Source organism: Pseudomonas jessenii (assembly GCF_002236115.1).
Taxonomy (GTDB): Bacteria; Pseudomonadota; Gammaproteobacteria; order Pseudomonadales; family Pseudomonadaceae; genus Aquipseudomonas; species Aquipseudomonas jessenii.
In genome coordinates this window covers 216,663-242,696 of the sequence record NZ_NIWT01000002.1, presented here as the reverse complement: position 1 = coordinate 242,696, position 26,034 = coordinate 216,663, and the positions used below count along the sequence as shown (strand labels likewise).

Sequence of the window (26,034 nt, the reverse complement as noted above, 5' to 3'; positions counted from 1 at the left end):
GCGCCGCACTTTTTCAGACAGCACGCGTTAACGTTCACGCCCATCGTGAGCAAGCTCACTCCTACAGAAAAGCAAAGGGCCGCTTGGCATAAGTTTGCCAAGCGACCCTGGAAGATGCTGACCAGACGCGTCAGCTCAAATTACTTGGTCCAGTCAGCCACACGCTCAGGGTGTTTGGCGATCCAATCCTTCGCCGCGGCTTCAGGTTTGGCACCATCCTGAATCGCCAACATCACCTGGCCGATTTCATCCTTGGATTCCCACTGGAAGTTCTTCAGGAACTTGGCCACTTCCGGCGCCTTGGCTTCCAGGCCCTTGCTGCCGATGCTGTTCACGGTTTCAGCCGCGCCGTACACGCCTTTCGGGTCTTCGAGGAAGCGCAGTTTCCACTTGGCGAACATCCAGTGCGGTACCCAGCCGGTGACCGCGATGGATTCGTTCTTCTTCTCGGCACGGGTCAGCTCGGCGATCATGCCGGCGCCGGAACTGGCCTTGAGTTGATAACCGGTCAGGTCGTAGTCCTTGATCGCCTGATCGGTCTTGAGCATCACGCCTGAACCGGCGTCGATGCCGACGATGCGGTTCTTGAAGGTGTCGTCGGTCTTGAGGTCGTCAATGGACTTGGCCTTGACGTACTCCGGCACGATCAGGCCGATTTTCGCGTCCTTGAAGTTCGGGCCGTAGTCGACGACCTGATCCTTGTTCTTCGTCCAGTACTCACCGTGGGTCACCGGCAGCCAGGCCGACAGCATGGCGTCGAGTTTGCCGGTGGCCACGCCCTGCCACATGATCCCGGTAGCGACGGCTTGCAGCTTCACGTCATAACCGAGTTTCTGCCTGATCACTTCAGCCGCCACGTTGGTCGTGGCGACACTGTCCGACCAACCGTCGACATAACCGAGCGTCACGTCCTTGCCGGCGGCGCTCGCCACGGCCGAACTGATCGCCAGCACCAAAGCCGCACCTGCGCCCAAGAGTCGTCGCATCTTCATCGTTACTTCCCCGAAAGTGCTGCGCTCGACGGATGCCGAGTCGCTTAAACGTATTGTTATGGTGCACAGCGCCCCCATCACGCCCACCGCAAACTCGTTCGAACATCAGCGGAGTACTGACACTTGCGATAATCAACCTGACGCTCACGGCGACCTGCTCTGCCAGCGACCTCAAGGCATCGAGAAACGACATCAGAAAGCCATTAATCCTCAGCGCAACAGCCCCCCCTGCCAATCCGCTCGAACTTTGCATGTCAAAATCATGCAGGCCACCAAGCACGCGGTAAATGCAGGTAACATGCGCCGCTTTGCTCCCACACGGCCTGACCATGTCCGCGACATCCCGTTTTCCTTTTGCTGCTTATCTATTCGCTTGCCTGCTGGGGCTGTTTGCCCTCGGTGGCTTCTGGTACGGCCTCGGCAAACCGGTGGCTTTACCGGACGTCGCCAGCGCGACACACAAGCTGCAATGCGCCTCCTACACCCCGTTCGACAAGGATCAATCGCCGTTTGACGTGCCATTCAACTTGCGCCCCGAGCGCATGGATGCCGACCTCGCGCTGCTGTCCAAAAGCTTCGAATGCATCCGCACCTATTCCATGACCGGCCTCGAAGCCCTGCCGGATCTGGCGCGCAAGCATGGCTTGAAGCTGATGATCGGCGCCTGGGTCAACAGCAACCCGGTGGACACCGAGAAAGAAGTCGACCTGCTGATCGCCTCGGCCAATGCCAACCCGGATGTGGTGAGCGCAGTGATCGTCGGTAACGAAACCCTGCTGCGCAAGGAAATCACTGGCGCGCAATTGGCGAAGCTGATCAACAAGGTCAAGAGCCAGGTCAAACAACCTGTCACCTACGCCGACGTCTGGGAGTTCTGGCTCAAGCATCCGGAAATTGCCCCCGCCGTGGACTTCCTGACCATTCACTTGCTGCCCTACTGGGAAGATGATCCGTCGAACATCGACGCAGCCCTGCAGCATGTGGCCGATGTACGCCAGGTGTTCGGCAACAAATTCGCGCCCAAGGATGTGCTGATCGGCGAAACCGGCTGGCCAAGCGAAGGTCGCCAGCGCGAAACGGCCCTGCCGAGTCGGGTCAACGAAGCCAAGTTCATTCGCGGCTTTGTCGCCATGGCCGAGCAACAGGGTTGGCACTACAACCTGATCGAAGCCTTCGACCAGCCCTGGAAACGCGCCAGTGAAGGTGCGGTCGGTGGATATTGGGGCTTGTTCGACGCCGATCGCCAGGACAAGGGCGTGCTGGCGGGGCCCGTGACAAACGTACCGTACTGGTCGCAGTGGCTGGCGGTGGGCGGCTTGATCTTCATCGGCACCTTGCTGCTCGGCGGTCGGGTCCGCACGACGCGGTCGGCACTGGTGCTGCCCCTGCTCGGTGCCTTGGCTGCGTGTTCGATTGGCGCCTGGGGCGACCTGGCACGGGTGACCACGCGCTTTACCAGTGAATGGCTATGGGTCGGATTGCTGACCGCCCTGAATCTGCTGGTGCTGGCTCATGCTGCGCTGACATTGAGCCCTCGCAACGGTTGGCGCGGGCGGGCTTTCAACCTGCTTGAGCGCCGTGCTGGCTGGCTGGTTGCAACGACAGGTTTCGCGGCAGCCGTGATGATGCTGGAACTGGTGCTCGATCCGCGTTATCGCAGCTTCCCGAGTGTCGCGTTCATCGTGCCGGCACTGGTCTATCTGTGCCGCCCGGTGAACGTGCCGCGCCGCGAGATTGCGTTGCTGACCTTCATCATCGGTGCCGGCATTGCGCCGCAGCTGTACCGTGAAGGTTTGCAGAACCCGCAGGCCTGGGGTTGGGCGCTGGTGAGTGTGTTGATGGTGGCTGCGTTGTGGCGCTGCTTGCGGGTTCGCAAGGTTTAACTCTTTAGCGACCTGACTGACCTCATCGCGAGCAAGCTCGCTCCCACAGTAGATCCTCAGTGCACACAATGTTTGCGTGCGATAAAGATCAAATGTGGGAGCGGGCTTGCTCGCGAAGACGGACTTTTAAGCGCTACGGGAAGCCCTGACCAACCGCAACCCCGCAATCACCACCGCAAACACTGCCAGCGTGGTGTTGTACAACGCCAGTGCCGGAAAACCGAACACCAGCGCCAGCACCGCCAGCCACCAGCCTGCCCGCCCCGGCACGACAAAGCCGATGATCGCCGCACCCAGCGCAGCCCAGCCCAACACCCCGAAATGGATCATCAGCCCCAGGTTCGAACGTACCAGGCATTCCCAACGATTCGCTTCATCCACGCAAATGCCAACCCACTGCGCATCCTCCATGAAGCCATAGCGCGCGCCATAACTGGCGGCCAGCCATAAAGGCAGCAAAACAAGCAGCAGAATCACGGGCAAGCGGCGAGACATGAAACACTCCAATTGGCGAAAAGCGGCGGCCAGCTTAATCGCCCTTAAGCGTTTCGCAAGCGATAACAACTGTTAACTGGTCTTTCAATCGCTGCAAAGTGTATCGTCCAGCTACTATTACTTCGAAATTAAGCCTGTTTGGTGCCGAGGGTTGGCACTTTGGCGCAAATCTGGTGGTCATAGCCTGCGAAATTCATTCGGCACCTTCCTCTAAGGGATTTAGTCATGCTCCGTTCCTTGCGCTTCGCTGCCCTGTTTGGCGGCCTTATATTGAGTGCGTCCGCACTGGCGGCCGACATTGACGCCGCCAGCTATGGCTACCCCCTGACCAACCCGTTCGAGGCGACCATCGCGACCACACCGCCGGACCTGCGTCCGGAGTTACCTCTGGACGAAGACATCGATCAGACGGTGCGCAGTGTCACCTTGCGTCCGGAACGGGCGTTCGAATTGCCGAACAACTTCTGGGCGGTCAAGACGCTCGACTACCGCATTGCCACACAGGATCACGCCGCACCGCTGATGTTCCTGATCGCCGGCACCGGCGCGCGCTATGACAGCACCCTGAACGAATACCTGAAGAAGCTCTATTACAAAGCCGGCTACCACGTGGTGCAGTTGTCATCGCCCACCAGCTATGACTTCATGAGCGCCGCCTCACGCTTCGCCACGCCGGGTGTTTCCAAGGAAGACGCCGAAGATCTGTACCGGGTGATGCAGGCCGTACGGGCACAGAATCCGAAAGTGCCGGTCACCGATTACTACCTGACCGGGTATAGCCTGGGTGCACTGGATGCAGCTTTCGTCTCTCACCTGGACGAAACCCGCCGCAGCTTCAACTTCAAGAAAGTCCTGCTGCTCAACCCGCCGGTCAACCTCTACACCTCGATCACCAACCTCGACAAGCTGGTCCAGACCGAGGTCAAGGGCATCAACACCAGCACCACATTCTATGAACTGGTACTGGACAAGCTGACCCGCTACTTCCAGCAAAAGGGCTACATCGACCTCAATGACGCCCTGCTCTACGACTTCCAGCAGTCCAAGCAGCACCTGACCAACGAGCAGATGGCCATGTTGATCGGCACCTCGTTCCGCTTTTCGGCGGCCGATATCGCCTTCACTTCGGACCTGGTCAACCGTCGTGGCCTGATCACCCCACCCAAGTTCCCGATCACCGAGGGCACCAGCCTCACGCCATTCCTCAAGCGTGCGCTGCAATGCGACTTCGACTGCTACATCACCGAACAAGTGATCCCGATGTGGCGCGCCCGCACCGACGGCGGCAGCCTGCTGCAACTGATCGACCAGGTGAGCCTGTATGCACTGAAGGACTACCTGCACGAAAGCCCGAAAATCGCGGTCATGCACAACGCCGATGACGTAATCCTCGGTCCTGGCGACCTGGGCTTCCTGCGCAAGACCTTCGGTGATCGCCTGACCGTTTACCCGTATGGCGGCCACTGCGGCAACATTAACTACCGCGTCAACAGCGACGCCATGCTGGAGTTTTTCCGTGGCTAAATATCTCCTGCTTTTCGCAGCGTTACTCTGTGCAGGCGTCGCCAATGCCGACAACAGCAAAGCCAATGCCCCCGTGGTCGTCGACAGCGATGGCTTCAAGGAGCCGCTGAGCAAACTCAAATTCAACCCGGGCCTGGATCAGCGCGAGTTCGAGCGTTCGACGCTCAACGCGCTGGCCGTCTACGATCCGCTGGAAGAGTGGAACCGGCGCGTCTATCACTTCAACTACCGCTTCGACCAATGGGTGTTCCTGCCGGTGGTCAATGGTTACCGCTACGTTACCCCGAGCTTCCTGCGCACCGGTGTCAGCAACTTCTTCAACAACCTCGGCGACGTGCCGAACCTGATGAACAGCCTGCTGCAACTCAAGGGCCAGCGCTCACTGGAAACCACCGGGCGACTGCTGCTCAACACCACCATCGGCATCGCCGGCCTGTGGGACCCGGCCACCGCCATGGGCCTGCCGCGTCAGAGCGAAGACTTCGGCCAGACTTTAGGCTTCTACGGCGTGCCGGGCGGCGCTTATTTCGTCCTGCCGATCCTCGGTCCGTCGAACCTGCGTGACACCGGCGGCCTGCTGGTGGATTACTCGGCCGAGAATGCGATCAACTTCCTCAACGTGGCCGAAGTCAGCTCCAACCATCCGGAAGTCGTGATCCTGCGCGGCATCGACAAGCGCCACCAGACCGGCTTCCGCTATGGTCAGATGAACTCGCCATTCGAGTACGAAAAAGTGCGTTACGTGTACACCGAAGCGCGTAAGTTGCAGGTTGCCGAGTAAACAAGCCCCCCAAAAAACACTGTGGGAGCGAGCTTGCTCGCGATGAGGCCGTTACATTCAACATTGATGTTGACTGTTACACCGCCATCGCGAGCAAGCTCGCTCCCACAGTTGTTATGTACTGCAGATAAATCCTCTATTCGCGCTTCAGCCTTTCAGGACTTTCCAGATCTTGCCGGCAGCCATCACCCCAACCAACACCACCGCCCCCGCCACAATCCCCGCTACCCCATTGAGCAACGTCGGTACAATAAACCCGGCACCACCCGCCCCCGCGCTGACACTTTCGATCCAGTGATGCACCACCGGCACGCCGTGGGTCAGGATGCCGCCGCCGACCAGGAACATCGCCGCGGTGCCGATCACCGACAGGCTTTTCATCATGTACGGAGCCGCACGCAAAATCCCGCCACCGATGCTCTTGGCCATCTGACCAGGCTTCTGGGTCAGCCAGAGCCCCAGATCATCGAGTTTGACGATACCCGCTACCAACCCGTAGACACCGACAGTCATGACGATGGCGATCCCCGACAGCACGACGACTTGCTGGGTCAGCGCCGACTCGGCGACGACGCCGAGGGTGATGGCGATGATTTCGGCCGAGAGAATGAAGTCGGTACGGATCGCGCCCTTGATCTTGTCCTTTTCAAACGCCACCAGATCCACCGCCGGGTCTGCCACAGCTTCGACCAATTCGGCATGTTCAGCCTGATCTTCAGCCTTGCTGTGCAGGAACTTGTGGGCGAGCTTCTCAAACCCTTCAAAGCACAGATAGGCACCGCCGACCATCAACAGCGGTGTGACCAGCCACGGAATGAACGCACTGATCGCCAGCGCCGACGGCACCAGGATCAGTTTATTGATGAACGAACCCTTGGCGACCGCCCAGACCACCGGGATTTCCCGTTCGGCACGCACGCCACTGACTTGCTGAGCATTGAGCGCCAGGTCGTCACCGAGTACGCCGGCCGTTTTCTTGGCGGCCATTTGGGTCATCAAGGACACGTCATCCAGCACGGTCGCGATGTCGTCGATCAGCACCAGCAAACTGCTTCCTGCCATGAATCAGGTTTCCTTCTGCAATGAATGCGCAGCAGCATAGCGCGACATAAGAGCCTACGGTGCATTCTTGAGCGCCGCGCGAGGCCGGTGATACCATGCGCAACCGCCAGAACAGGCAAGGAATCACCCGGTTTATGAGCACTATCCGCGAGCGCAACAAACAACTGATCCTGCGTGCCGCCAGTGAGGAATTCGCCGACAAAGGCTTCGCTGCGACCAAAACCAGCGACATCGCAGCCAAGGCGGGATTGCCAAAGCCCAACGTCTACTACTACTTCAAGTCCAAGGAAAACCTCTACCGCGAGGTTCTGGAAAGCATCATCGAGCCCATCCTGCAGGCCTCGACACCGTTCAATCCGGACGGCGAGCCCGGTGAAGTGCTCAGCGGCTACATTCGCTCGAAAATCCGCATCTCCCGCGACCTGCCTTTCGCCTCCAAAGTGTTCGCCAGCGAAATCATGCACGGCGCCCCCCACCTGAGCAGCGATCTGGTCGAGCAGCTCAATGGCCAGGCCAAACACAACATCGAGTGCATCCAGACCTGGATCGACCGCGGGCAAATCGCCCCCATCGATCCCAACCACCTGATGTTCAGCATCTGGGCCGCGACCCAGACCTACGCCGACTTCGACTGGCAAATCACCGCCATCACCGGCAAGACCAAGCTGGATGACGTGGACTATGAAGCGGCGGCGCAGACGATTATCCGGTTGGTGCTCAAAGGGTGTGAGCCGGACTGATAGCGGCCCTGGATCAATGCCGACTCGGCAGTCCATGAAAACTGCCGGTCGGGATTGCATGTTTGCGCCCTCTAAACCTTCGGCAGCGGATTCAACGCCACGGCTGCCTTGGGTTTTCTGAAGAAGATCCAGTAGACAACCGTGAGGATCAGCAGGAAAGGCACACCGAATACCAAGGTCATTTTGAATGCATCGGTGAAGTAGGTGGTGATCATCACCGCGCCCATCAGCAGCAGCCCCAACAGCGTGGTGTACGGGAACAGGCGCATGCGGAAGGACAGTTTCCGTTCGCCGTTGCGCTCGTGGTAGCGACGGAAGCAGTAATGGGTCAGGAAGATCATGAACCAGGTGAAGATCGCGCCGAACATCGAGATCGCCATCATCAAGGTGAAGGAGCTTTCCGGGTACAACACGTTGAGCAAGGTCGCCAGGGCAATGCCGGAGCTCGACAGCAACAAGGCATTCAGCGGGATTCCGGTCTTGCTCAACACCCCCATGGACTTGGGTGCATAACCGCCGCGGGACAGGCTGAACATCATGCGGGTGGTGATGTAGAGCTGACTGTTCATCGCCGACAACGCCGCAATCAGGATCACGAAGTTCATCACGCCGGTTGCGCCGGGAATACCAATGGTCTGCATGACGGTGACGAACGGGCTCTGCGCTTGACCGGCCTGGACCCACGGCACAATCGCCAGCATCAGGGCCAGGGTCAGCAGGTAGAACACCACCAGCCGCACGATGGTCGCGCGAAAGGCCTTCTTCACCGCCCGCTCCGGGTCCTGCGCCTCACCGGCGGCCACCGCGATCATTTCCACGCTCAGATAGCTGAAGATCGAGACGATCACCGCAATCCACATACCTTGCAGACCATTGGGAAAGAAGCCGCCGTGGGCCGTGTAGTTGTGCACGCCGTAATCCGGGTTGCCGGAACCGTACACCACATACACCGCGAGGATGATGAAGCCGACAATCGCACCGATCTTGATGGTCGAGAACCAGTACTCGAAGGTGCCGAAGGTTTTCACGCTGATGGCATTGAGCACGATCAGCATGCTCGAGAACGAAACAATCCAGATCCATTCAGGCACGTTGGCGAACCAGTACTTCATGTACATCGCCACCGCCGTCACTTCCGTGCCCACTGCCAGCACAATCGCCGCCCAATAGGCATAGCGCACCAGGAACCCGGCCAATGGGCTGACATAGAATTCGGCATAGGCGCCGAACGAGCCTGAGGTCGAATGGGCCACGGTCATTTCCGCCAGACAGCCCATCAACAGCAGGGTGATGATCGCGCCAATGGCGTAGCTGAGCAGCACGCTCGGCCCGGCATAACCGATGGCGTAGGCACTGCCCATGAACAGCCCGGTGCCAATCGCGCCGCCAATGGCGATCATGCTCATCTGACCCGAGGTGAGCTGGCGCCTGAGGCCCTGCTCACGCTTGGAGATGTTTTCAAAACCGGTGTTATCGGTCATTTATCTGTCCTCTGAATATTGTCTTTCTTGAAGAGAGCAAGTCGTTGGGATTGCCGTTGGGGATCAGCCACGAATCAGAAGATATTCAGCGGATACTCGACGATCACCCGGACTTCATTGTTGTCGGTGGTGTCCGCCCGGGCGACCTGGCCGGTGGAACGCACACTGGCCTGACGCACACGTATCGACAGGTCCCTGGCCTTGCCCTCCTGCACCACGTAGCGCGCTTCAAGGTCGCGCTCCCAGCGCTTGCCATCGCTGCCGTAACGTCCATAGGCACCATTGGGGCCGCCGTCATAGTGGCTGTCGTCGATATGGTCACCGCTCACATAGCGCGACACGAAACTCAGGCCCGGCACGCCGAAAGGCGCCATGTCCAGGTCATAACGCAGCTGCCAGGAACGTTCATTGGGCGCGTTGAAGTCGAGGATCTGTACCGAGTTGGCAAGGAATATCGAGGTGCCCGGCTGTTGATCGAAGCCGAGATAATCGAACGGCTCATCGCCATCGACCTGTTGGTAGGCCAGGGTCACGCGGTGCGCACCCACCTTGTAAGCGGCGGCCAGCGACCAGGTGGTGTTGTCGATCTTGCCGGCCAGGCTCTGGCCAGAGTCGTTGGTGCGATAGAGGTTGAAATCCAGGTTCAGCGACTGGTTTTCGCTCAGGGCATAGCTGTAGTTGGCATTGGCGTAGTACTGCCGCCAGATATCAGCGAACTGCGAACCGTACAGGCTGACGCTCAACTGATCGTTCAGGGCATAGCTGCCGCCCAGATAATCGACACTACGGGTTTCCACCCCGGCATACAGCGCCTTGAGGGCGCCATCGTCGTTGGTCGACGCACTGTCATTGCCCGAGGTGAAGTGCCCGGCATCGAGTTGCAGTCCTTTCAACTCGCTGCTGGTCAGCTGGAAACCATTGGCGTAGGTGGTGAACAGGCGCGCCGAGCCGGTGCCGAACACCGGGTTGAGCGGTGTCAGGTTGCCGTATTTGAGTTCGGTCTTCGAGATCCGCGCCTTGAGTGCACCACCCGCTTCGGAATACTCATCCTCGGCGCGTCCATCGGAATCGACCGGCAATAAACCGGTGCCGGTACGGCCCCTGCCGCTGTCGAGCTTGAGTCCCAACTGCGCGTAGGCGTCGACTCCGAAGCCCACAGTGCCCTGGGTATAGCCGGAACGGTAATCGAGCATGAGCCCGTGGGCCCACTCCTCCCGATAGTTCTGACCGCCGGGGTTGTTAAGGTTGTTTCGGTAAAAATAGAAATTGCGATTGGTCAGGGTCAGGCTGCTGTCTTCAACGAATCCATTGTCGGGTGCGGCATAGGCCACTTGGCCGAGACAGCTGGTAATGGCGAGCGGCAAGGCGGGCCAAAGGGACGGTTTCATTCTGCGTGCTCCTTATTATTGTGTTTTCACAGAACTGCTTATCGGAGGCGACCGAAGCCCTGCTGCCGGGAAATTCGCGGCAGCAAGACAAAGGCTTCGGGGGTATCAGGTGACGCTGTGGCGGATCTGGAATTGCTCTTGCGACCAGGTTTTCTGATCGAGTATTTCGCCGAGAATCTGCACCGCATCCCAGACCTCGGTAAAGCTGGTGTACAGCGGGGTGAAGCCGAACCGCATGATCCGCGGCTCGCGGTAATCGCCGATCACGCCACGGGCGATCAAGGCCTGGATCACCGCATAACCTTGAGGATGTTCGAAGCTGACATGGCTGCCACGTTTGGCGTGTTCGCGTGGAGTGACCAAGGTCAGTTCGTGAGCGGCGCAGCGCTGCTCGACCAACTGGATGAACAGGTCCGTCAGGGCCAAGGACTTGCTGCGCAGGCTGGCCATGTCGGTCTGGGCGAAAACATCCAGACCACACTCGACCATCGCCAATGAAGTGATGGGCTGGGTGCCGCACAAATAGCGGGCGATTCCGCTGCTCGGCTGGTAATGCGACTCCATGGCGAACTGCCGCGAATGACCGAACCAGCCGGACAGCGGTTGCGCCACCAGATCGCACAGCTCAGGGGAAACCCAGACGAAAGCTTGCGAGCCCGGACCGCCATTGAGGTACTTGTAGGTGCAACCGATGGCGTAGTCGGCGCGCGCCTGATGCAGATCGACCGGCACCGCCCCGGCGGAATGCGCCAGGTCCCAGATGGCCAGCGCGCCACACTCATGGGTCAGCGTGGTCAGGGCCTGCATGTCGTGCATGTAGCCGGTCTTGTAGTTGACGTGGGTGAGCATGACCACCGCAGTGTCCTGGTCAATCGCTTGCGGCAGCTCTTGCGGGCTGTCGACCAGACGCAGGGTGTAGCCCTGCTGCAGCATGTCCGCCAGACCTTCGGCGATATACAGGTCAGTCGGGAAGTTGCCGGTCTCGGTGACGATCACCCGCCGCGTCGGCGCCCGCGTGGCCTGCACGCGCAGGGCGGCGCTGAGCACCTTGAACAGGTTGATCGAGGTGGTGTCGGTCACCACCACTTCGCCGTCACCGGCGCCAATCAGCCCTCCCAGTCGATTGCCCAGACGTTCAGGCAGGTCGCGCCAGCCAGCGCTGTTCCAACTGCGGATCAGGCCATTGCCCCATTCATCGGCGATCACTGCCTGAGCACGCGCCAGCGCTGCGACCGGGCGCGCGCCCAGGGAGTTGCCGTCGAGATAGATCACCCCTTCAGGGAGCGCAAACTGCTGACGCAGAGGGGCCAGAGCGTCCTGCGCATCGAGCGCCAGACAATCGTTTCTTGTAGTCATTGGGTGTCCTGCTTTTTGAAAGAAGTGCCGTCCGGGCAAATCGCGATAGTCGGGTGTGAGTGTCGTGTTTCAGGCGTTGTTTGCGCCTTCACGATGAGGAAATAATGAACGAAGCATTAGAGAATTTTCGTGCAAAGTAAGCGGCCATCTTGTATTTATCTCGAAGAAAATTCGAATCCAACTCCAAATATCGCGGATTTATTCTAGCCATGACTCTCGACTCGACAGACCTGCGGATCCTGCATCTCTTGCAACGGGACGGCCGCATCAGCAATCACGAAATGGCAGAGAAGGTCGCACTGTCGCCGTCGGCCTGTTTGCGCCGTTTACGCTTGCTGGAAAGTGAAGGAATCATCACCGGCTATCGCGCGATGCTGAACGCCGAAAAGCTGGGAGTCGAACTGGAAGCCATCGTCCATGTGTCATTGCGACAGGACGTCGAGGATTGGCACGAGACCTTCATCAAGAAGGTCCAGTTGTGGCCGGAGGTGGTCACCGCCTACGTGATTACCGGGGCGAGCAACTATGTGCTGCGGGTCCAGGCGCGCAACATCAAACACTTCTCCGACTTCATCGTCAACCAACTGAACCGCACGGCGGGGGTGACTGATATCCGCTCGGAAATCGTGTTGCAGAAAATCAAGGAGCAGGAGACGTTGCTTGATTTGGTAGTGCGTAAGTGAGCGCCAGTTAATGGATATCGATGGTCAGGTGATGAATTGTGGCGAGGGCGCTTGCTCCCGCTGGTGCACGAAGCGGTCCTGAAATTCTGGGCGGCGGAATACTCAGACACCGCGCATGCGTCGGGCTTCGTTACGCTGCAAGGTCATGCTGGGGGACTCGTCGAACAACTTGCGGTATTCGGCACAAAAACGTCCGAGATGCGTAAAGCCCCAGCCCATGGCGATCGCGGAAATATTACGCGACGAGCCGTGTTCGAGGATTTCCTGGCGCACAGCGTTCAACCGGTACTTTTTCAGGTAGGCCATCGGCGACAGGGCGAAGTACTTCTTGAACGCCTCGAACAGCTTGAAACGCGAGACCCCGGCCGCGACCTCGATGTCCTCCAGGTGCAAAGCTTCGCGAGCATTGTCGTGAATGTATTGCTTGGCCTTGATCAGGTAGTGCGGCAGTTTCACGCCGAGCACGTTGCGCAATTCTTCGGAGTAGTTGTTCGGCTGGGCGAGGATCAAGCCTTTGATCAATGAGCTTTCGATGTCCCGAGTGAAGGCCACCTGTTCGTACAGTTCACTGCTGCGTTCCAGCTCCTCGATGAAATAACGCGCCATGCGCCACCACGAGGCCGACGCGCCGTCCACCGCATCCATCACCGGCTCGAAACACAGCGGCGTATCCAACGGTCGCTGCAGCATGCCTTCCAGCGACTCGCTCATGGCGACGCGGGTGATCACCACCTGAACTTTGCGACAGTCCCCGGAGATCGCCAGCATCTGGTTCTCATTCGGGGAAATGATCACCCCTTGATCGCGGTTCGATTTCAACACGCTGCCGTTCTTGCTCAGCTCCTGCTCGCCCACCAAAGGCAAACTCAGGCTGTAACTGCTGAAGTGCTCGGCGTCTTCGATATCGATGGTGACATCGGTACCGTATGAGAGAGTGCCCAGGGTCGTGGCCATCGACTTGAACACATTGGCGCTGTGATGAAAGCGGATCCGCTCGGGCGTCGAAGTCTGGAGGCGGTGCGGCCCGCAGATACCCGACATCCAGTTCCTCGCACCCTCGAGGTCATAGTGATCGATACGAATGTCGCGAAACTGCGGATCAACGTTGCTACTCATCACGGCGCCCCCACGGCAAAGGCTATTGAACCACCGGCAAGGCCCGATCCTTGGCCATACGCATCCGGTAAAAGCCGAAGATGATCAACACCCACACCGGTATGGCGAAGACTGAAGCGCGTATACCTGGAATCATCAGCATGACGCAGACGATCATGACCATGAAGGCCAGGCACAGGTAGTTGCTGAAGGGAAACCAGAACGACTTGAAGCCCGGAACGATGCCTTGCTGGCTCATGCTTTTGCGAAACTTCAGGTGCGTCAGGCTGATCATCGCCCAGTTGATCATCAGCGATGCGACCACCAGTGCAAAGAGCAACTCAAGCGCTTCATGCGGGGCGAGGTAGTTGACCAGCACGGACAGCAGGGTGATCAACGCCGATACGCCCAGCGCCAGCAGAGGCACGCCCTGCTTGTTCAGTTTCATCAGCGCCTTGGGTGCGTCGCCCTGTTCGGCCAGGCCATAGAGCATACGGCTGTTGCAGTAGACGCCACTGTTATAGACAGAGAGCGCAGCGGTGAGCACCACGAAATTGAGGATGTGCGCTGCTGTGTCGCTGCCGATCAAGGAGAAGATCTGCACGAACGGGCTGCCGCCATAGGCATCGCCCGAAGCGCCGAGTGTCTGTAGCAGTTGGTCCCACGGATACAACGACAGCAGCACGGTGAGCGCGCCGACGTAGAAGATCAGCACGCGATAAACCACCTGGTTGATCGCCTTGGGAATCACCTTTCCCGGCTCGCTGGCTTCAGCGGCGGTGATGCCGACCAGCTCCAGGCCGCCGAAGGAGAACATGATGAACGCCATCGCCATCAGCAGACCGCTGTAGCCGTTTGGGAAGAACCCGCCGTGGTCCCACAGATTGCTGACCGAGGCCTGCGGGCCGCCGGTGCCGCTGAACAGCATGTAGCAGCCCAGGGCGATCATGCCAATGATCGCTACGACCTTGATGATTGCGAACCAGAATTCCATCTCACCGAAGACTTTAACGTTCATCATATTGATCAAATTGACCAGGACGAAGAACACCGCCGCGCTGACCCAGGAGGGGACTTCCGGCCACCAGAACTGCACGTACTTGCCGACGGCCGTCAACTCGGCCATGCCCACCAGCACATACAGCACCCAGTAGTTCCAGCCGGACAGAAAGCCGGCATAGCCGCCCCAGTACTTGTGGGCAAAATGACTGAAGGAGCCGGCCACCGGTTCCTCGACAATCATCTCGCCCAGCTGGCGCATGATCAGAAAGGCGATGAATCCGGCAATCGCATAGCCGAGGATCATCGACGGCCCGGCCGACTTGAGCACGCCGGCAGAGCCGAGAAACAACCCGGTACCTATCGCGCCGCCCAATGCGATCAGCTGAATATGACGATTTTTCAGCCCTCGCTTGAGTTCGCCTTGTCGCAAGATTTCATCCGCCATCTGGTTACCTTCTAATTGTTATGGTCAGGCATGGTTTGAATGCGTCAATTTTTTCAATTGCCGCCCGGTTTAAGCGTTCAGACATGACTCTCGGTAAATCAGAGCGTTGAGCGCACTCGCCACAACTCCGGGAACAGCACGGTATCGAGCATCTTGCGCAGATAACCGACACCTTCTGTGCCACCGGTCCCTGGTTGGAAGCCGATGATCCGCTCGACCGTGGTCACATGCCGGAAGCGCCATTGCCGGAACGAATCCTCAAGGTCGATGAGTTTCTCCGCCAACTGATAGAGATCCCAATAACGCGAAGGGTCCGTGTAGACCACGCGCCACGCTGCTTCGACCGACGCGTCATGCGCCGTCGGACTGGTCGGATCACGCTCGAAACGCTGTGGGTCGATGGTCAAGCCAGCGCTGGCCATCAAGCGAATCGCCTCGTCATACAGCGACGGTGTGGCGATCGCCTTTTCAAGCGCCTGCAACAGTTCCGGCCGATGCGCATGGGGGCGCAACAGGGTCGCGCTTTTGTTGCCCAGAATGAATTCGATCTCGCGGTACTGGAACGACTGAAAGCCCGATGACTGCCCCAGAAAGGGCCGTATCGCGTGGTACTCGGTGGGAGTCATGGTGGCCAGCACCGTCCAGGCATGCACCAGCTGATCAAAAATCCGCGAGACCCGCGCCAGCATCTTGAACGCGGGCGGCAACTCTCCCAGTCGAACGTGCTCACGGGCGGCATTGAGCTCGTGCAGCATCAGCTTCATCCACAGCTCCGAGGTCTGATGCTGGATGATGAACAGCATCTCGTTATGGTCCGGAGACAGCGGGTGCTGTGCGCTGAGAATGCGCCCCAGATCCAGGTAGTCGCCGTAGCTCATGGAGTCGGAAAAATTCAGCTCGGCGTTATGCCATTCTTCCGTCTGGTTTGCAGGTGAATAGGGGCATTGGCTCATTGAGTCGGTTCCTCAAGTTGCGGTTTGTTCAGTGGACGCAAAATTGCCCTGACCGGACTGGCGTCCAGATGGGCAAAACGCAGCGGCAGCGCGATCAATTCATAGTCCCCTTCCGGGACGTCATCGAGCACGATGCCCTCGAGGATAGCCATGCCATGTCGGGCCACGGCATTGTGCGAATCCATGGTTTTGGATTGCTGAGGGTCCAGCGACGGCGTATCGATACCGATCAAGCGCACACCGAGGCTCGCCAGCAGGTCGACGGTTTCTTTGGCGACTGCAGAGAAATCAGGATCCCAGGCGCTCAACGGCGCTTGTCGCCAGGTGCGCAGCAGCACCCGTTCAGGCAGGTCTTGCAAGCGACCTTCAAGCTGTTCGGGGTGCACCAGCCGGCCGCTGTTCAGGCAATGCAGCACACGGCAAGGCCCCATATAGACATCGAGCGACACATCGCCAATAGCCGCGCCATCAGCGCTGTAATGCAGTGGTGCGTCGACATGGGCACCCGTATGAGGCGACAGGGTGATACGCCCGACATTCACCGGACACTCTGGTCCGAAGCTCCACACGCGCTCTTCCTGAAAAGGTGTGTCACCCGGCCAGGTAGGTGTAGTGGTGCTCAACGGCGGGCTGATATCCCACCACGACAGTGTTGTTTTCATTGCAAAGCTCTCGGACTGTTCCGAGAGAATGATACGAGTGATACCTGTGAATTTTCTTGCGAAAATCTTCGGTAACGCCCAAATGTTTCGCACAAAATTCTAAAAAAACGGAATTTACCGGATGGAAATCTCAACGAGAAAAGCAGACAGCTAGAAAGCTGTTTTCATCCGTAAGGCGCTTTCGCGAGCAAGCCCGCGAAAGCGGTAAATCAGACGCCGAAGATCAACCAGCCACCCCCGCATCCGCCCTCAGCCCCTGCCCCTCGATCGCGCGGATCGCACATTGCTCGTCAACATCTGACAGATCCCCGCTGATGCCCACCGCCCCCAGCACAGTCCCGTCCTGATCCCGAACCAGCACGCCGCCCGGCACCGGGACGACGCTGCCCTGCCCCAAGCTATTCAGCGCGGCGAAGAACGCCGGGCGTTGTTGCGCGTCCTGTGCCAGCAGGCGTGACCCCTTGCCCAGCGCGATCGCGCCCCAGGCCTTGCCGATGGCGACGTGCGGGCGCAGAAGGCTGGCGCCGTCTTCGCGTTGCAGGGTGATCAGATGCCCGCCGGCATCCAGTACTGCGATGGTCAATGGCGCGGCAGAGATTGCCCGCCCCGCGGTGATGGCCTGATCGACCAGGTTGACTGCGACTTTCAAGGTTAAAGCGCTCATGGTGCCGTCCTCATTTGTTTTTCGGAAAGTCGGTGGACTGCGCCGTTGTGCCGCAGCCCGATGCAACAAATAGAACACAATGAATTATTTTTTTGTATACAATAATCATCGAAAGGCGCCACATGCGACGAAAAGCCACAGCAGAACGGGCTTCCGACGAATGAAACAAGCGCTTGAGAAAATGGATTGACCTGCGCCGTCCGCCGTGAATACACTCTGCGCAAAGCCACTTGTATACAATTACAAAACGTAAAGAGGCACAAAACCATGAGCAAAATGAGAGCAATCGAAGCCGCCGTTCTGGTGATGCGCCGTGAAGGGGTCGATACCGCTTTTGGCATCCCGGGTGCCGCCATCAACCCGTTGTACTCCGCCCTGCAAAAGGTCGGCGGCATCGATCACGTACTCGCTCGCCACGTTGAAGGCGCCTCGCACATGGCCGAGGGCTACACCCGCACCAAGGCCGGCAACATCGGCGTGTGCATCGGCACTTCCGGCCCTGCCGGTACCGACATGGTCACCGGGCTCTACAGCGCCTCGGCCGACTCGATTCCAATCCTCTGCATCACAGGGCAAGCACCCCGCGCCCGTATGCACAAGGAAGACTTCCAGGCTGTCGATATCACCACCATCGTCAAGCCAGTCACCAAGTGGTCGACCACCGTCATGGAACCGGGCCAGGTGCCTTACGCGTTCCAGAAAGCTTTCTATGAAATGCGCTCCGGCCGTCCGGGCCCGGTGCTGATCGACCTGCCGTTCGACGTGCAGATGGCCGAAATCGAATTCGACATCGACGCCTACCAGCCACTGCCATTGGCCAAGCCGAGCGCTACCCGCGTCCAGGTTGAAAAGGCCCTGGCCATGCTGGATCAGGCCGAGCGTCCATTGCTGGTGGCCGGTGGCGGCATCATCAATGCCGATGCCGCCGATCTGCTGGTGGAGTTCGCCGAACTGACCGGTATTCCAGTGATCCCGACCCTGATGGGCTGGGGCGCCATCCCGGACGATCACCCGTTGATGGTGGGCATGGTTGGCCTGCAGACGTCGCACCGCTACGGCAACGCCACCATGCTCAAGTCCGATGTGGTTCTGGGCGTAGGCAACCGCTGGGCCAACCGTCACACCGGTTCCGTTGACGTGTACACCGAAGGCCGCAAGTTCATTCACGTTGATATCGAACCGACCCAGATCGGCCGCGTGTTCACCCCGGACCTGGGCATCGTTTCCGACGCTGCCGCCGCGCTGACCGTGTTCATCGAAGTCGCTCGCGAATGGCAAGCCGCCGGCAAGCTGAAGAACCGCAGCGCCTGGTTGCAAGACTGCCAGCAGCGTAAAGCCAGCCTGCAGCGCAAGACTCACTTCGACAACGTGCCGGTCAAGCCGCAACGCGTTTACGAAGAAATGAACCAGGTGTTCGGCAAAGACACCTGCTACGTCAGCACCATCGGTCTGTCGCAGATTGCCGGCGCTCAGTTCCTGCACGTCTACAAGCCGCGTCACTGGATCAACTGCGGTCAGGCAGGTCCTCTGGGCTGGACCATTCCGGCAGCACTGGGCGTGGTCAAGGCTGATCCGAACCGTAAAGTCGTGGCCCTGTCGGGGGACTATGACTTCCAGTTCATGATCGAAGAATTGGCAGTGGGCGCGCAGTTCAAGCTGCCGTACATTCATGTGGTGGTAAACAACTCGTACCTGGGTCTGATCCGTCAGGCGCAGCGCGGTTTCGACATGGATTACTGCGTACAGCTGTCGTTCGACAACCTGAACGCGCCGGAACTCAACGGCTACGGTGTGGACCACGTCGCAGTTGCCGAAGGCTTGGGCTGCAAGGCACTGCGTGTGTTCGAACCGGCTCAGATCCAGCCTGCCCTGCGCAAGGCCCAGGAGCTGATCGAAGAGTTCAAGGTTCCGGTGATCGTCGAGATCATCCTGGAGCGCGTGACCAACATTTCCATGGGTACCGAGATCAACGCCGTCAACGAATTCGAAGACCTGGCGCTGGTCGGCGACGACGCACCGACTGCGATTTCGTTGCTTGATTAACTTGTAGGATCGTTCCCACATCCTGTGGGAGCGAGCTTGCTCGCGATTGCGTACTGCCATTCAGCATCCATGTCGACTGACACACCGCTATCGCGAGCAAGCTCGCTCCCACAGGGATCCGGGAACGCTCACCATACATATTCAGGAGACCACCATGCCGCGTTTCGCAGCCAACCTGTCCATGCTGTTCACCGAACAGGACTTTCTTGCCCGTTTCGAAGCGGCCGCCAAGGCCGGTTTCAGTGGTGTTGAGTACCTGTTCCCGTACGACTTCAGCTCCGCCGAAATCAAGGCCCAGCTCGATGCCAACGGTCTGACCCAAGTGCTGTTCAACCTGCCGGCCGGCGACTGGGCCAAGGGCGAGCGCGGTATCGCCTGCCTGCCGGACCGGGTCGAAGAGTTCCGTGCCGGTGTCGACCTGGCCATCGCTTACGCGCAAGTGCTGGGCAACACCCAGGTCAACTGCCTGGCCGGTATTCGTCCGCAGGGCTTTGACGATGCCACCGTGGAGAAAACCTTCGTCGCCAACCTCAAGTACGCGGCCGACAAGCTGCAAGCGGCGGGCATCAAACTGGTGATGGAAGCGATCAACACCCGTGACATTCCAGGTTTCTACCTGAACAACACGGCGCAAGCCCTGTCGATTCGCGAGCAGGTCGGTAGCGCCAACCTGTTCCTGCAATACGACATCTATCACATGCAAATCATGGAAGGCGATCTGGCCCGCACCCTGCAATCGCACCTGGGCGAGATCAACCACGTGCAGCTCGCGGACAACCCGGGGCGCAACGAACCAGGCACCGGTGAAATCAACTACCGCTTCCTGTTCGAACACCTGGACCGCATCGGTTACCAGGGCTGGGTCGGTTGCGAATACAAGCCGCTGACCACCACTGAAGCGGGCTTGGGCTGGCTCAAGACCCATAACGCGATCTGATGTAGATCCCTGTGGGAGCGAGCTTGCTCGCGATAGCGGTGGGACAGTCGACATCGATGCTGAATGTTATGGCCCCATCGCGAGCAAGCTCGCTCCCACAAAGAGCAGTACTCCCCTATTTGCTTGAAGCAGCAATAAAAACAAGAGGATTTTCTCATGGCTAAAATCGGATTTATCGGCACCGGCATCATGGGCCACCCAATGGCGTTGAACCTGCAGAAAGCCGGTCACAGCCTGTTCCTGTCGGCTCACCACGACCCTGCGCCTGCCGACCTGGTCGCCGCTGGCGCCGTTGCCCTGGCGAACCCGAAGGAAGTCGCCCAGGAAGCCGAATTCATCATCGTCATGGTGCCGGATACCCCACAGGTCGATGACGTGCTGTTCCGCGCTGATGGCGTTGCCGCCGGTGTTGGCAAAGGCAAAGTGGTGATCGACATGAGCTCGATCTCGCCGACCGCCACCAAGGCTTTCGCAGCAAAGATCAACGAAAAAGGCGCGCAATACCTCGACGCCCCGGTCTCCGGCGGTGAAGTCGGCGCCAAGGCTGCGACCCTGAGCATCATGGTCGGCGGCGATGCCGACGCCTTCGAGCGCGCCCTGCCACTGTTCCAGGCCATGGGCAAGAACATCACCCTGGTCGGTGGCAACGGCGACGGTCAAACCGCCAAGGTGGCCAACCAGATCATCGTGGCCCTGAACATCCAGGCCGTGGCCGAAGCCCTGCTGTTCGCTTCGAAAAACGGTGCCGATCCGGCCAAGGTGCGTGAAGCACTGATGGGCGGTTTCGCGTCCTCCAAGATCCTCGAAGTGCACGGCGAGCGCATGATCAAGGGCACCTTCGATCCAGGCTTCCGCATCAGCCTGCACCAGAAGGACCTGAACCTGGCCCTGCAAGGCGCCAAGGAGCTGAACATCAACCTGCCGAACACCGCCAACACCCAGCAAGTGTTCAGCACCTGCGCGGCCATCGGTGGCAGCAACTGGGACCACTCGGCGCTGATCAAGGGCCTGGAACACATGGCGAATTTCTCGATTCGCGATAAGAAGTAAGCCCCTGCCCGAAACTGCATCAAACCTGTGGGAGCGAACTTGCTCGCGATGAGGCCCTGACTATCAACATCCATGTTGACTGACACACCGCTATCGCGAGCAAGCTCGCTCCCACAGGAACCCGAGTTGCCCTTCAAATAACAAGAATTCCGGGAGCCCGCCATGTCGGTCGATCCGCAACAATTGCTGCGCGAGCTGTTTGCCACAGCCATCGATGCGGCGCATCCGCAACAAGTCCTCGAAGCCCATTTGCCTGCTGACCGCAGCGGTCGCGTGATCGTCATCGGTGCTGGCAAAGCCGCAGCCGCCATGGCCCAGGTGGTCGAGCGCTGCTGGCAGGGTGAAGTGTCCGGCCTGGTGGTGACCCGCTACAGTCACGGCGCACCTTGCGAAAAAATCGAAGTGGTCGAAGCCGCACATCCGGTACCGGACGCGGCTGGTCTGGCGGTGGCCAAGCGTGTGCTGGAACTGGTCAGCGACCTGAACGAATCCGACCGCGTGATCTTCCTGCTCTCCGGCGGTGGCTCTGCCCTGCTGGCACTGCCGGCCGAAGGCATCACCCTGGCCGACAAGCAGTTGATCAACAAAGCCCTGCTCAAGTCCGGCGCCACCATCGGCGAGATGAACTGCGTGCGCAAGCACCTCTCGGCGATCAAGGGTGGGCGTCTGGGCAAAGCCTGCTGGCCTGCCACGGTTTATACCTATGCGATTTCCGATGTGCCGGGCGACCTCGCCACGGTCATCGCCTCCGGCCCTACCGTGGCCGACCCGAGCACGTCGGCCGAAGCGCTGGCGATCCTAAAACGCTACGCCATCGAGGTTCCGGCTTCGGTGCGCACCTGGCTGCAAAGCCCCGAATCGGAAACCGTCAAACCCGGCGACCCGAGCCTGGCACGCAGTCATTTCCAGTTGATCGCCCGCCCGCAGCAATCCCTTGAAGCGGCGGCGGTGAAATGCCGTCAGGCCGGGTTCAGTCCGCTGATCCTCGGCGACCTTGAAGGCGAATCCCGCGAGGTGGCGAAAGTCCACGCCGGCATCGCACGGCAGATCGTCCTGCACGGTCAGCCGCTGGCGGCGCCCTGCGTGATTCTCTCGGGCGGTGAGACCACCGTGACCGTGCGCGGCAATGGCCGTGGCGGGCGCAACGCCGAGTTCCTGCTCAGCCTGACCGACAGCCTCAAGGGCCTGCCCGGCGTCTACGCACTGGCCGGTGACACCGACGGCATCGACGGTTCCGAAGACAACGCCGGCGCGATCATGACCCCGGACAGCTACGCCCGCGCCGCGGCAAAGGGCCTGAGCGCCAGCGACGAGTTGGATAACAACAACGGTTACGGCTACTTCGAGGCGCTGGACGCCCTGATCGTCACCGAGCCGACCCGTACCAACGTCAACGACTTCCGCGCCATTCTGATCCTTGAGAGCACTAAACATGACGCCTGATAAAAAGGTCAAAATCCTCGCCACGCTCGGCCCGGCCATCGACGGCATCGATGCCATCCGTGAACTGGTGCTGGCCGGGGTCAACATCTTCCGTCTGAACTTCAGCCATGGCGATCATGCTGACCACGCCCAGCGTTTCCAGTGGATTCGTGAAGTCGAGCGTCAGCTCAATTATCCATTGGGCATCCTGATGGACCTGCAAGGCCCGAAACTGCGGGTCGGCAAGTTCGCCGAAGGCAAGGTGCAACTGGTTCGCGGCCAGGCCTTGCGTCTGGACCTCGATGCCACGCCGGGCGATGAGCGCCGGGTCAACCTGCCCCACCCGGAAATCATCGCCGCGCTGGAGCCGGGCATGGACCTGCTGCTGGACGATGGCAAGTTGCGTCTGCGGGTGGTGACCAAGTACGCCGACGCCATCGACACCACCGTGCTCAATGGCGGCGAACTGTCGGACCGCAAAGGCGTGAACGTACCGCAAGCGGTGCTCGACCTGAGCCCGCTGACCGCCAAGGATCGCCGCGACTTGGCCTTCGGGCTGGAGTTGGGTGTGGACTGGGTGGCGCTATCGTTCGTGCAACGTCCCGATGACATCCGCGAAGCCCGTACCCTGATCGGCGACAAGGCGTTCCTGATGGCCAAGATCGAGAAGCCCTCGGCCGTCGAGCAACTGCGCGAGATCGCCGAATTGAGCGACGCGATCATGGTCGCCCGGGGTGACCTGGGCGTGGAAGTGCCGGCCGAAAGCGTGCCGCAGATCCAGAAGAACATCATCAGCACCTGCCGCCAGCTCGGCAAACCGGTGGTGGTCGCCACTCAGATGCTGGAGTCGATGCGCTTCTCACCCGCGCCAACCCGCGCCGAAGTCACCGATGTGGCCAACGCCGTGGCCGAAGGTGCGGACGCGGTGATGCTGTCGGCGGAAACCGCATCCGGCGAATACCCGCTCGAAGCCGTGCAGATGATGAGCAAGATCATCCGCCAGGTGGAAAACGGTCCGGACTATCAGACTCAACTGGACGTCAGCCGGCCGAAAGCCGAGGCGACTGTTTCAGATGCGATCAGCTGCGCCATTCGCCGTATCAGCAACGTGTTGCCGGTGGCGGTGCTGGTCAACTACAGCGAGTCCGGTGCGTCGAGCCTGCGTGCGGCGCGGGAGCGGCCGACGGTGCCGATCCTCAACCTGACACCAAACCTGCAGACCGCCCGTCGCCTGAGCGTGGCGTGGGGTGTGCACTCGGTGGTCAACGACCGCCTGCGTCAGGTCGATGAAGTCTGCTCGACGGCACTGGAAATTGCCCAGGCCCAGGGCATGGCGCAGCGTGGCGACACACTGTTGATCACCGCAGGTGTGCCCTTTGGCCAGCCGGGGTCGACTAACTCTCTGCGTATCGAGACATTGATCTAGCGCCTGTACCGGCCTTATCGCGAGCAAGCTCGCTCCCACATTGGTTTTGTGTCGTTCACGGAACCAAGACTGAACAAAGATTCAGTGTGTGAGCGAGCTTGATCGCGATGCAGGCAACCCGGTCCCACTGACTTTCAGACCTGCCATGCCTGCCAACCATTTCAACACCCACTGCCCCGACTGGGCCGAAGCCTTGCTCAACGGCTTCAGCCAGATCTTTCTCCAGCGCAATCCGCTGTGCGGCCTGCTGTGCGTCCTGGCCATTTTGTTCACGGCGCCCGCCTTGCTCGGCGGCGCCTTGCTCGGTGGTGTCGCCGGGCTGCTCACCGCGCAACGCCGAAACTATGCCAAGGCTGATCGTCAGGCCGGGTTGTTCAGCTACAACGGCGTGCTGCTCGGACTGTTGCTGAGCCTGTATTTCCCCTGGTCGGCGATGATGCCGCCACTGATTCTGGCCGCCGGTGGCCTGAGCGCGATGGTCACCCAACAGTGGCTCAAGCGCGTCCGGTTCAGCCAATACCTGCCGGCTTACACCGCGCCCTTCGTTGGGCTGGGCTGGTTGCTGCTGTGCTTCGCCACGCCCTCGACAGAGCCGCATTTGATCGAAGTCAGCACCCTGAACATGCTCGCCGCGCCACTCAAAGGCCTCGGCCAAGTGATGTTCCTCGGTCATCCGCTGGCCGGTGCGATGATTGCCGCCGGTTTGCTGATCGCTGATCGCCGCGCATTCTGCTGGGCGTTGCTGGCCTCAGTCGCGGGCATGGGCTGGAGCCTGCTGAACCACGATTTCTATACCGCACTGCTCGGCCTCGGTGGCTATAACGCCGTGCTGGCCGCCCTCGCCTTCAGCTCGCAGCGTCGCCAACCGTGGCTGCCGCTGGTTGGCATCGGCCTGGCGCTGCTGCTGACGCCGCTGTTTGCCGCCATCGGTCTGCCCACCCTGACCGCGCCGTTCATTCTTGCCGGCTGGCTGATTCGCAGTGTTATTCAAATGCTCGGCAAAGCCACAGTCGAAAGCGCGCCTTGCGCTCCCGGGGAGAATCAACCTAGGCTGCGCTGATTTGCGGCCAAGGCGATGTGCATGATCAGCAACGACACGTGGCGAAATCGCCTGTACGTGATTATTTTCCAGACCGACACCGTCGCCGGTCGACGCTTCGACTCCACCCTGCTGCTGATCATCTTCGCCAGCCTGGTAGTCGTGATTCTGGACAGCATCGATGACGTTCACCAGCACTACGCCAGCCTGCTGGCGTACATCGAGTGGGGCTTCACGGCGATCTTCCTCGGCGAGTACATCCTGCGCCTGTACTGCTCGCCCAAGCCCCTGCGCTACGCCTTCAGTTTCTATGGGCTGGTGGACCTGCTGGCCATCGTGCCCGGCATCCTCGCGCTGTACTACAGCGATGCCCAGTACCTGCTGATCATCCGGGTGATCCGGATGCTGCGGATCTTCCGCGTGCTCAAGCTCGGCCCGTACCTCAAGCAAGCTCATTACCTGCTCGATGCCCTGCGTGGCAGCAAGCAAAAGATCCTTGTTTTCCTGCTCAGCGTCTGCACCCTGGTGACGGTGTTCGGCACCCTGATGTATGTGGTCGAAGGCCCGCAACATGGCTTCACCAGCATTCCCAAGGGCATTTACTGGGCTATCGTGACGTTGACCACCGTCGGTTACGGCGACATCGTGCCCAAGACCGCACTGGGCCAGGTCATCTCGTCGATGGTGATGATCACCGGTTACTCGATCATCGCCGTGCCCACCGGGATCTTCACCGCCGAACTGGCCACGGCCATGCGTGGCGGCCAGTTGCAGCACCACTGCCCGGTGTGCGCCAAGGACAGCCATGAGCCGGAGGCGTCGTTCTGCTCCCGTTGCGGTAATGCGCTGTTCAGGAAACGGGAATAAGCAAAGAGCTTTTTAATCTTTAAAGGACTATACGAGCCCAGTTA

General features: G+C 59.8%; 23 protein-coding genes. 12 read left to right on the top strand and 11 right to left on the bottom strand.

Annotated elements, in window-relative coordinates; all coding sequences use genetic code 11:
* Nucleotides 1–140 precede the first annotated feature (140 nt).
* Nucleotides 141–992, bottom strand: coding sequence for a glycine betaine ABC transporter substrate-binding protein (locus PSJE_RS05705; protein ID WP_057715833.1), 852 nt, complete (start codon nucleotides 990–992; stop codon nucleotides 141–143).
* Nucleotides 993–1,279: 287 nt separating this feature from the next.
* Here PSJE_RS05705 and PSJE_RS05695 point away from each other — a divergent pair, with 287 nt between their 5' ends.
* Nucleotides 1,280–2,875 (top strand): glycoside hydrolase family 17 protein, encoded by a 1,596-nt coding sequence (locus PSJE_RS05695; RefSeq protein ID WP_090453887.1) that lies wholly within the window; start codon nucleotides 1,280–1,282, stop codon nucleotides 2,873–2,875.
* Nucleotides 2,876–3,001: 126 nt separating this feature from the next.
* Here PSJE_RS05695 and PSJE_RS05690 read toward each other — a convergent pair whose 3' ends face one another.
* Nucleotides 3,002–3,370 carry a hypothetical protein gene (locus tag PSJE_RS05690; RefSeq protein WP_057715835.1) on the bottom strand — a complete coding sequence of 123 codons (369 nt, stop codon included), beginning with the start codon at nucleotides 3,368–3,370 and terminating at the stop codon, nucleotides 3,002–3,004.
* Between the two features lie 225 nt (nucleotides 3,371–3,595).
* On the opposite strand from PSJE_RS05690, the gene PSJE_RS05685 reads away from it, so the two are divergent.
* A complete protein-coding gene (locus tag PSJE_RS05685) occupies nucleotides 3,596–4,894 on the top strand; it encodes a serine/threonine protein kinase (protein ID WP_057715836.1) in 1,299 nt (432 codons plus the stop codon).
* The gene (locus PSJE_RS05680; protein ID WP_057715837.1) at nucleotides 4,887–5,675 is read left to right on the top strand and encodes an MlaA family lipoprotein; all 789 of its coding nucleotides are present in this window, start codon (nucleotides 4,887–4,889) and stop codon (nucleotides 5,673–5,675) included. The genes PSJE_RS05685 and PSJE_RS05680 overlap by 8 nt, the downstream gene beginning before the upstream one ends.
* A 147-nt stretch (nucleotides 5,676–5,822) precedes the next feature.
* On the opposite strand, the gene PSJE_RS05675 is transcribed toward PSJE_RS05680, so the two are convergent.
* A complete protein-coding gene (locus tag PSJE_RS05675) occupies nucleotides 5,823–6,737 on the bottom strand; it encodes a DUF808 domain-containing protein (protein WP_057715838.1) in 915 nt (304 codons plus the stop codon).
* Nucleotides 6,738–6,871: 134 nt separating this feature from the next.
* Between PSJE_RS05675 and PSJE_RS05670 the strand changes: the two genes are divergently transcribed.
* On the top strand, nucleotides 6,872–7,477 hold the full coding sequence (locus PSJE_RS05670) for a TetR/AcrR family transcriptional regulator (protein WP_057715839.1): 606 nt from the start codon (nucleotides 6,872–6,874) through the stop codon (nucleotides 7,475–7,477).
* Nucleotides 7,478–7,548: 71 nt separating this feature from the next.
* On the opposite strand, the gene PSJE_RS05665 is transcribed toward PSJE_RS05670, so the two are convergent.
* The 3 genes from PSJE_RS05665 to kynU form a co-directional block, all read right to left on the bottom strand.
* On the bottom strand, nucleotides 7,549–8,958 hold the full coding sequence (locus PSJE_RS05665) for an amino acid permease (RefSeq protein WP_090453885.1): 1,410 nt from the start codon (nucleotides 8,956–8,958) through the stop codon (nucleotides 7,549–7,551).
* Between the two features lie 74 nt (nucleotides 8,959–9,032).
* A complete protein-coding gene (locus PSJE_RS05660) occupies nucleotides 9,033–10,346 on the bottom strand; it encodes an OprD family porin (protein WP_090453883.1) in 1,314 nt (437 codons plus the stop codon).
* A 105-nt stretch (nucleotides 10,347–10,451) separates the two neighbouring features.
* Nucleotides 10,452–11,702, bottom strand: a complete 1,251-nt coding sequence (gene kynU / locus PSJE_RS05655) for a kynureninase (protein ID WP_090453881.1) — start codon at nucleotides 11,700–11,702, stop codon at nucleotides 10,452–10,454.
* Nucleotides 11,703–11,911: 209 nt separating this feature from the next.
* Between kynU and PSJE_RS05650 the strand changes: the two genes are divergently transcribed.
* A complete protein-coding gene (locus PSJE_RS05650; protein ID WP_057398413.1) occupies nucleotides 11,912–12,385 on the top strand; it encodes an Lrp/AsnC family transcriptional regulator in 474 nt (157 codons plus the stop codon).
* Between the two features lie 102 nt (nucleotides 12,386–12,487).
* Here PSJE_RS05650 and PSJE_RS05645 read toward each other — a convergent pair whose 3' ends face one another.
* From PSJE_RS05645 to PSJE_RS05625, 5 genes are all read right to left on the bottom strand, one after another.
* Nucleotides 12,488–13,501: an AraC family transcriptional regulator gene (locus PSJE_RS05645; RefSeq protein ID WP_090453879.1), complete on the bottom strand. Its 1,014-nt coding sequence runs from the start codon at nucleotides 13,499–13,501 to the stop codon at nucleotides 12,488–12,490.
* Between the two features lie 22 nt (nucleotides 13,502–13,523).
* Nucleotides 13,524–14,927 carry an amino acid permease gene (locus PSJE_RS05640; protein WP_090453878.1) on the bottom strand — a complete coding sequence of 468 codons (1,404 nt, stop codon included), beginning with the start codon at nucleotides 14,925–14,927 and terminating at the stop codon, nucleotides 13,524–13,526.
* A 98-nt stretch (nucleotides 14,928–15,025) separates the two neighbouring features.
* On the bottom strand, nucleotides 15,026–15,880 hold the full coding sequence (kynA, locus tag PSJE_RS05635; protein ID WP_057715845.1) for a tryptophan 2,3-dioxygenase: 855 nt from the start codon (nucleotides 15,878–15,880) through the stop codon (nucleotides 15,026–15,028).
* Nucleotides 15,877–16,542, bottom strand: coding sequence for an arylformamidase (gene kynB / locus PSJE_RS05630; protein WP_057715846.1), 666 nt, complete (start codon nucleotides 16,540–16,542; stop codon nucleotides 15,877–15,879). Before kynB ends, kynA begins: the two co-directional genes overlap by 4 nt.
* A gap of 223 nt (nucleotides 16,543–16,765) precedes the next feature.
* Complete coding sequence (locus tag PSJE_RS05625; protein WP_090453876.1) at nucleotides 16,766–17,206, bottom strand: GlcG/HbpS family heme-binding protein; 441 nt, start codon at nucleotides 17,204–17,206, stop codon at nucleotides 16,766–16,768.
* Nucleotides 17,207–17,473: 267 nt separating this feature from the next.
* Here PSJE_RS05625 and gcl point away from each other — a divergent pair, with 267 nt between their 5' ends.
* The 7 genes from gcl to PSJE_RS05590 all read left to right on the top strand — a co-directional run bounded on the left by gcl (nucleotide 17,474) and on the right by PSJE_RS05590 (nucleotide 25,990).
* Complete coding sequence (gene gcl / locus PSJE_RS05620) at nucleotides 17,474–19,249, top strand: glyoxylate carboligase (RefSeq protein ID WP_057715848.1); 1,776 nt, start codon at nucleotides 17,474–17,476, stop codon at nucleotides 19,247–19,249.
* 154 nt (nucleotides 19,250–19,403) lie between these two features.
* Complete coding sequence (hyi, locus tag PSJE_RS05615) at nucleotides 19,404–20,186, top strand: hydroxypyruvate isomerase (protein WP_090453874.1); 783 nt, start codon at nucleotides 19,404–19,406, stop codon at nucleotides 20,184–20,186.
* A 156-nt stretch (nucleotides 20,187–20,342) separates the two neighbouring features.
* The gene (locus PSJE_RS05610; RefSeq protein WP_057715850.1) at nucleotides 20,343–21,236 is read left to right on the top strand and encodes a 2-hydroxy-3-oxopropionate reductase; all 894 of its coding nucleotides are present in this window, start codon (nucleotides 20,343–20,345) and stop codon (nucleotides 21,234–21,236) included.
* Between the two features lie 162 nt (nucleotides 21,237–21,398).
* Nucleotides 21,399–22,679, top strand: a complete 1,281-nt coding sequence (locus PSJE_RS05605; protein ID WP_090453872.1) for a glycerate kinase type-2 family protein — start codon at nucleotides 21,399–21,401, stop codon at nucleotides 22,677–22,679.
* Nucleotides 22,669–24,084: a pyruvate kinase gene (gene pyk, locus PSJE_RS05600; RefSeq protein WP_090453871.1), complete on the top strand. Its 1,416-nt coding sequence runs from the start codon at nucleotides 22,669–22,671 to the stop codon at nucleotides 24,082–24,084. The genes PSJE_RS05605 and pyk overlap by 11 nt, the downstream gene beginning before the upstream one ends.
* Before the next feature lie 145 nt (nucleotides 24,085–24,229).
* Nucleotides 24,230–25,144, top strand: coding sequence for an urea transporter (locus PSJE_RS05595; protein WP_090457776.1), 915 nt, complete (start codon nucleotides 24,230–24,232; stop codon nucleotides 25,142–25,144).
* A gap of 21 nt (nucleotides 25,145–25,165) precedes the next feature.
* Nucleotides 25,166–25,990: an ion transporter gene (locus tag PSJE_RS05590; protein WP_090453869.1), complete on the top strand. Its 825-nt coding sequence runs from the start codon at nucleotides 25,166–25,168 to the stop codon at nucleotides 25,988–25,990.
* Nucleotides 25,991–26,034: the final 44 nt, after the last annotated feature.

What these genes read in the sequence shown, in the direction of transcription:
- PSJE_RS05705 (WP_057715833.1), bottom strand. Translation starts at nt 992, where the DNA reads ATGAAGATGCGACGACTCTTGGGCGCAGGTGCGGCTTTGGTGCTGGCG.
- PSJE_RS05695 (WP_090453887.1), top strand. Translation starts at nt 1,280, where the DNA reads ATGCAGGTAACATGCGCCGCTTTGCTCCCACACGGCCTGACCATGTCC.
- PSJE_RS05690 (WP_057715835.1), bottom strand. Translation starts at nt 3,370, where the DNA reads ATGTCTCGCCGCTTGCCCGTGATTCTGCTGCTTGTTTTGCTGCCTTTA.
- PSJE_RS05685 (WP_057715836.1), top strand. Translation starts at nt 3,596, where the DNA reads ATGCTCCGTTCCTTGCGCTTCGCTGCCCTGTTTGGCGGCCTTATATTG.
- PSJE_RS05675 (WP_057715838.1), bottom strand. Translation starts at nt 6,737, where the DNA reads ATGGCAGGAAGCAGTTTGCTGGTGCTGATCGACGACATCGCGACCGTG.
- PSJE_RS05670 (WP_057715839.1), top strand. Translation starts at nt 6,872, where the DNA reads ATGAGCACTATCCGCGAGCGCAACAAACAACTGATCCTGCGTGCCGCC.
- PSJE_RS05665 (WP_090453885.1), bottom strand. Translation starts at nt 8,958, where the DNA reads ATGACCGATAACACCGGTTTTGAAAACATCTCCAAGCGTGAGCAGGGC.
- PSJE_RS05660 (WP_090453883.1), bottom strand. Translation starts at nt 10,346, where the DNA reads ATGAAACCGTCCCTTTGGCCCGCCTTGCCGCTCGCCATTACCAGCTGT.
- kynU (WP_090453881.1), bottom strand. Translation starts at nt 11,702, where the DNA reads ATGACTACAAGAAACGATTGTCTGGCGCTCGATGCGCAGGACGCTCTG.
- PSJE_RS05650 (WP_057398413.1), top strand. Translation starts at nt 11,912, where the DNA reads ATGACTCTCGACTCGACAGACCTGCGGATCCTGCATCTCTTGCAACGG.
- PSJE_RS05645 (WP_090453879.1), bottom strand. Translation starts at nt 13,501, where the DNA reads ATGAGTAGCAACGTTGATCCGCAGTTTCGCGACATTCGTATCGATCAC.
- PSJE_RS05640 (WP_090453878.1), bottom strand. Translation starts at nt 14,927, where the DNA reads ATGGCGGATGAAATCTTGCGACAAGGCGAACTCAAGCGAGGGCTGAAA.
- kynA (WP_057715845.1), bottom strand. Translation starts at nt 15,880, where the DNA reads ATGAGCCAATGCCCCTATTCACCTGCAAACCAGACGGAAGAATGGCAT.
- kynB (WP_057715846.1), bottom strand. Translation starts at nt 16,542, where the DNA reads ATGAAAACAACACTGTCGTGGTGGGATATCAGCCCGCCGTTGAGCACC.
- PSJE_RS05625 (WP_090453876.1), bottom strand. Translation starts at nt 17,206, where the DNA reads ATGAGCGCTTTAACCTTGAAAGTCGCAGTCAACCTGGTCGATCAGGCC.
- gcl (WP_057715848.1), top strand. Translation starts at nt 17,474, where the DNA reads ATGAGCAAAATGAGAGCAATCGAAGCCGCCGTTCTGGTGATGCGCCGT.
- hyi (WP_090453874.1), top strand. Translation starts at nt 19,404, where the DNA reads ATGCCGCGTTTCGCAGCCAACCTGTCCATGCTGTTCACCGAACAGGAC.
- PSJE_RS05610 (WP_057715850.1), top strand. Translation starts at nt 20,343, where the DNA reads ATGGCTAAAATCGGATTTATCGGCACCGGCATCATGGGCCACCCAATG.
- PSJE_RS05605 (WP_090453872.1), top strand. Translation starts at nt 21,399, where the DNA reads ATGTCGGTCGATCCGCAACAATTGCTGCGCGAGCTGTTTGCCACAGCC.
- pyk (WP_090453871.1), top strand. Translation starts at nt 22,669, where the DNA reads ATGACGCCTGATAAAAAGGTCAAAATCCTCGCCACGCTCGGCCCGGCC.
- PSJE_RS05595 (WP_090457776.1), top strand. Translation starts at nt 24,230, where the DNA reads ATGCCTGCCAACCATTTCAACACCCACTGCCCCGACTGGGCCGAAGCC.
- PSJE_RS05590 (WP_090453869.1), top strand. Translation starts at nt 25,166, where the DNA reads ATGATCAGCAACGACACGTGGCGAAATCGCCTGTACGTGATTATTTTC.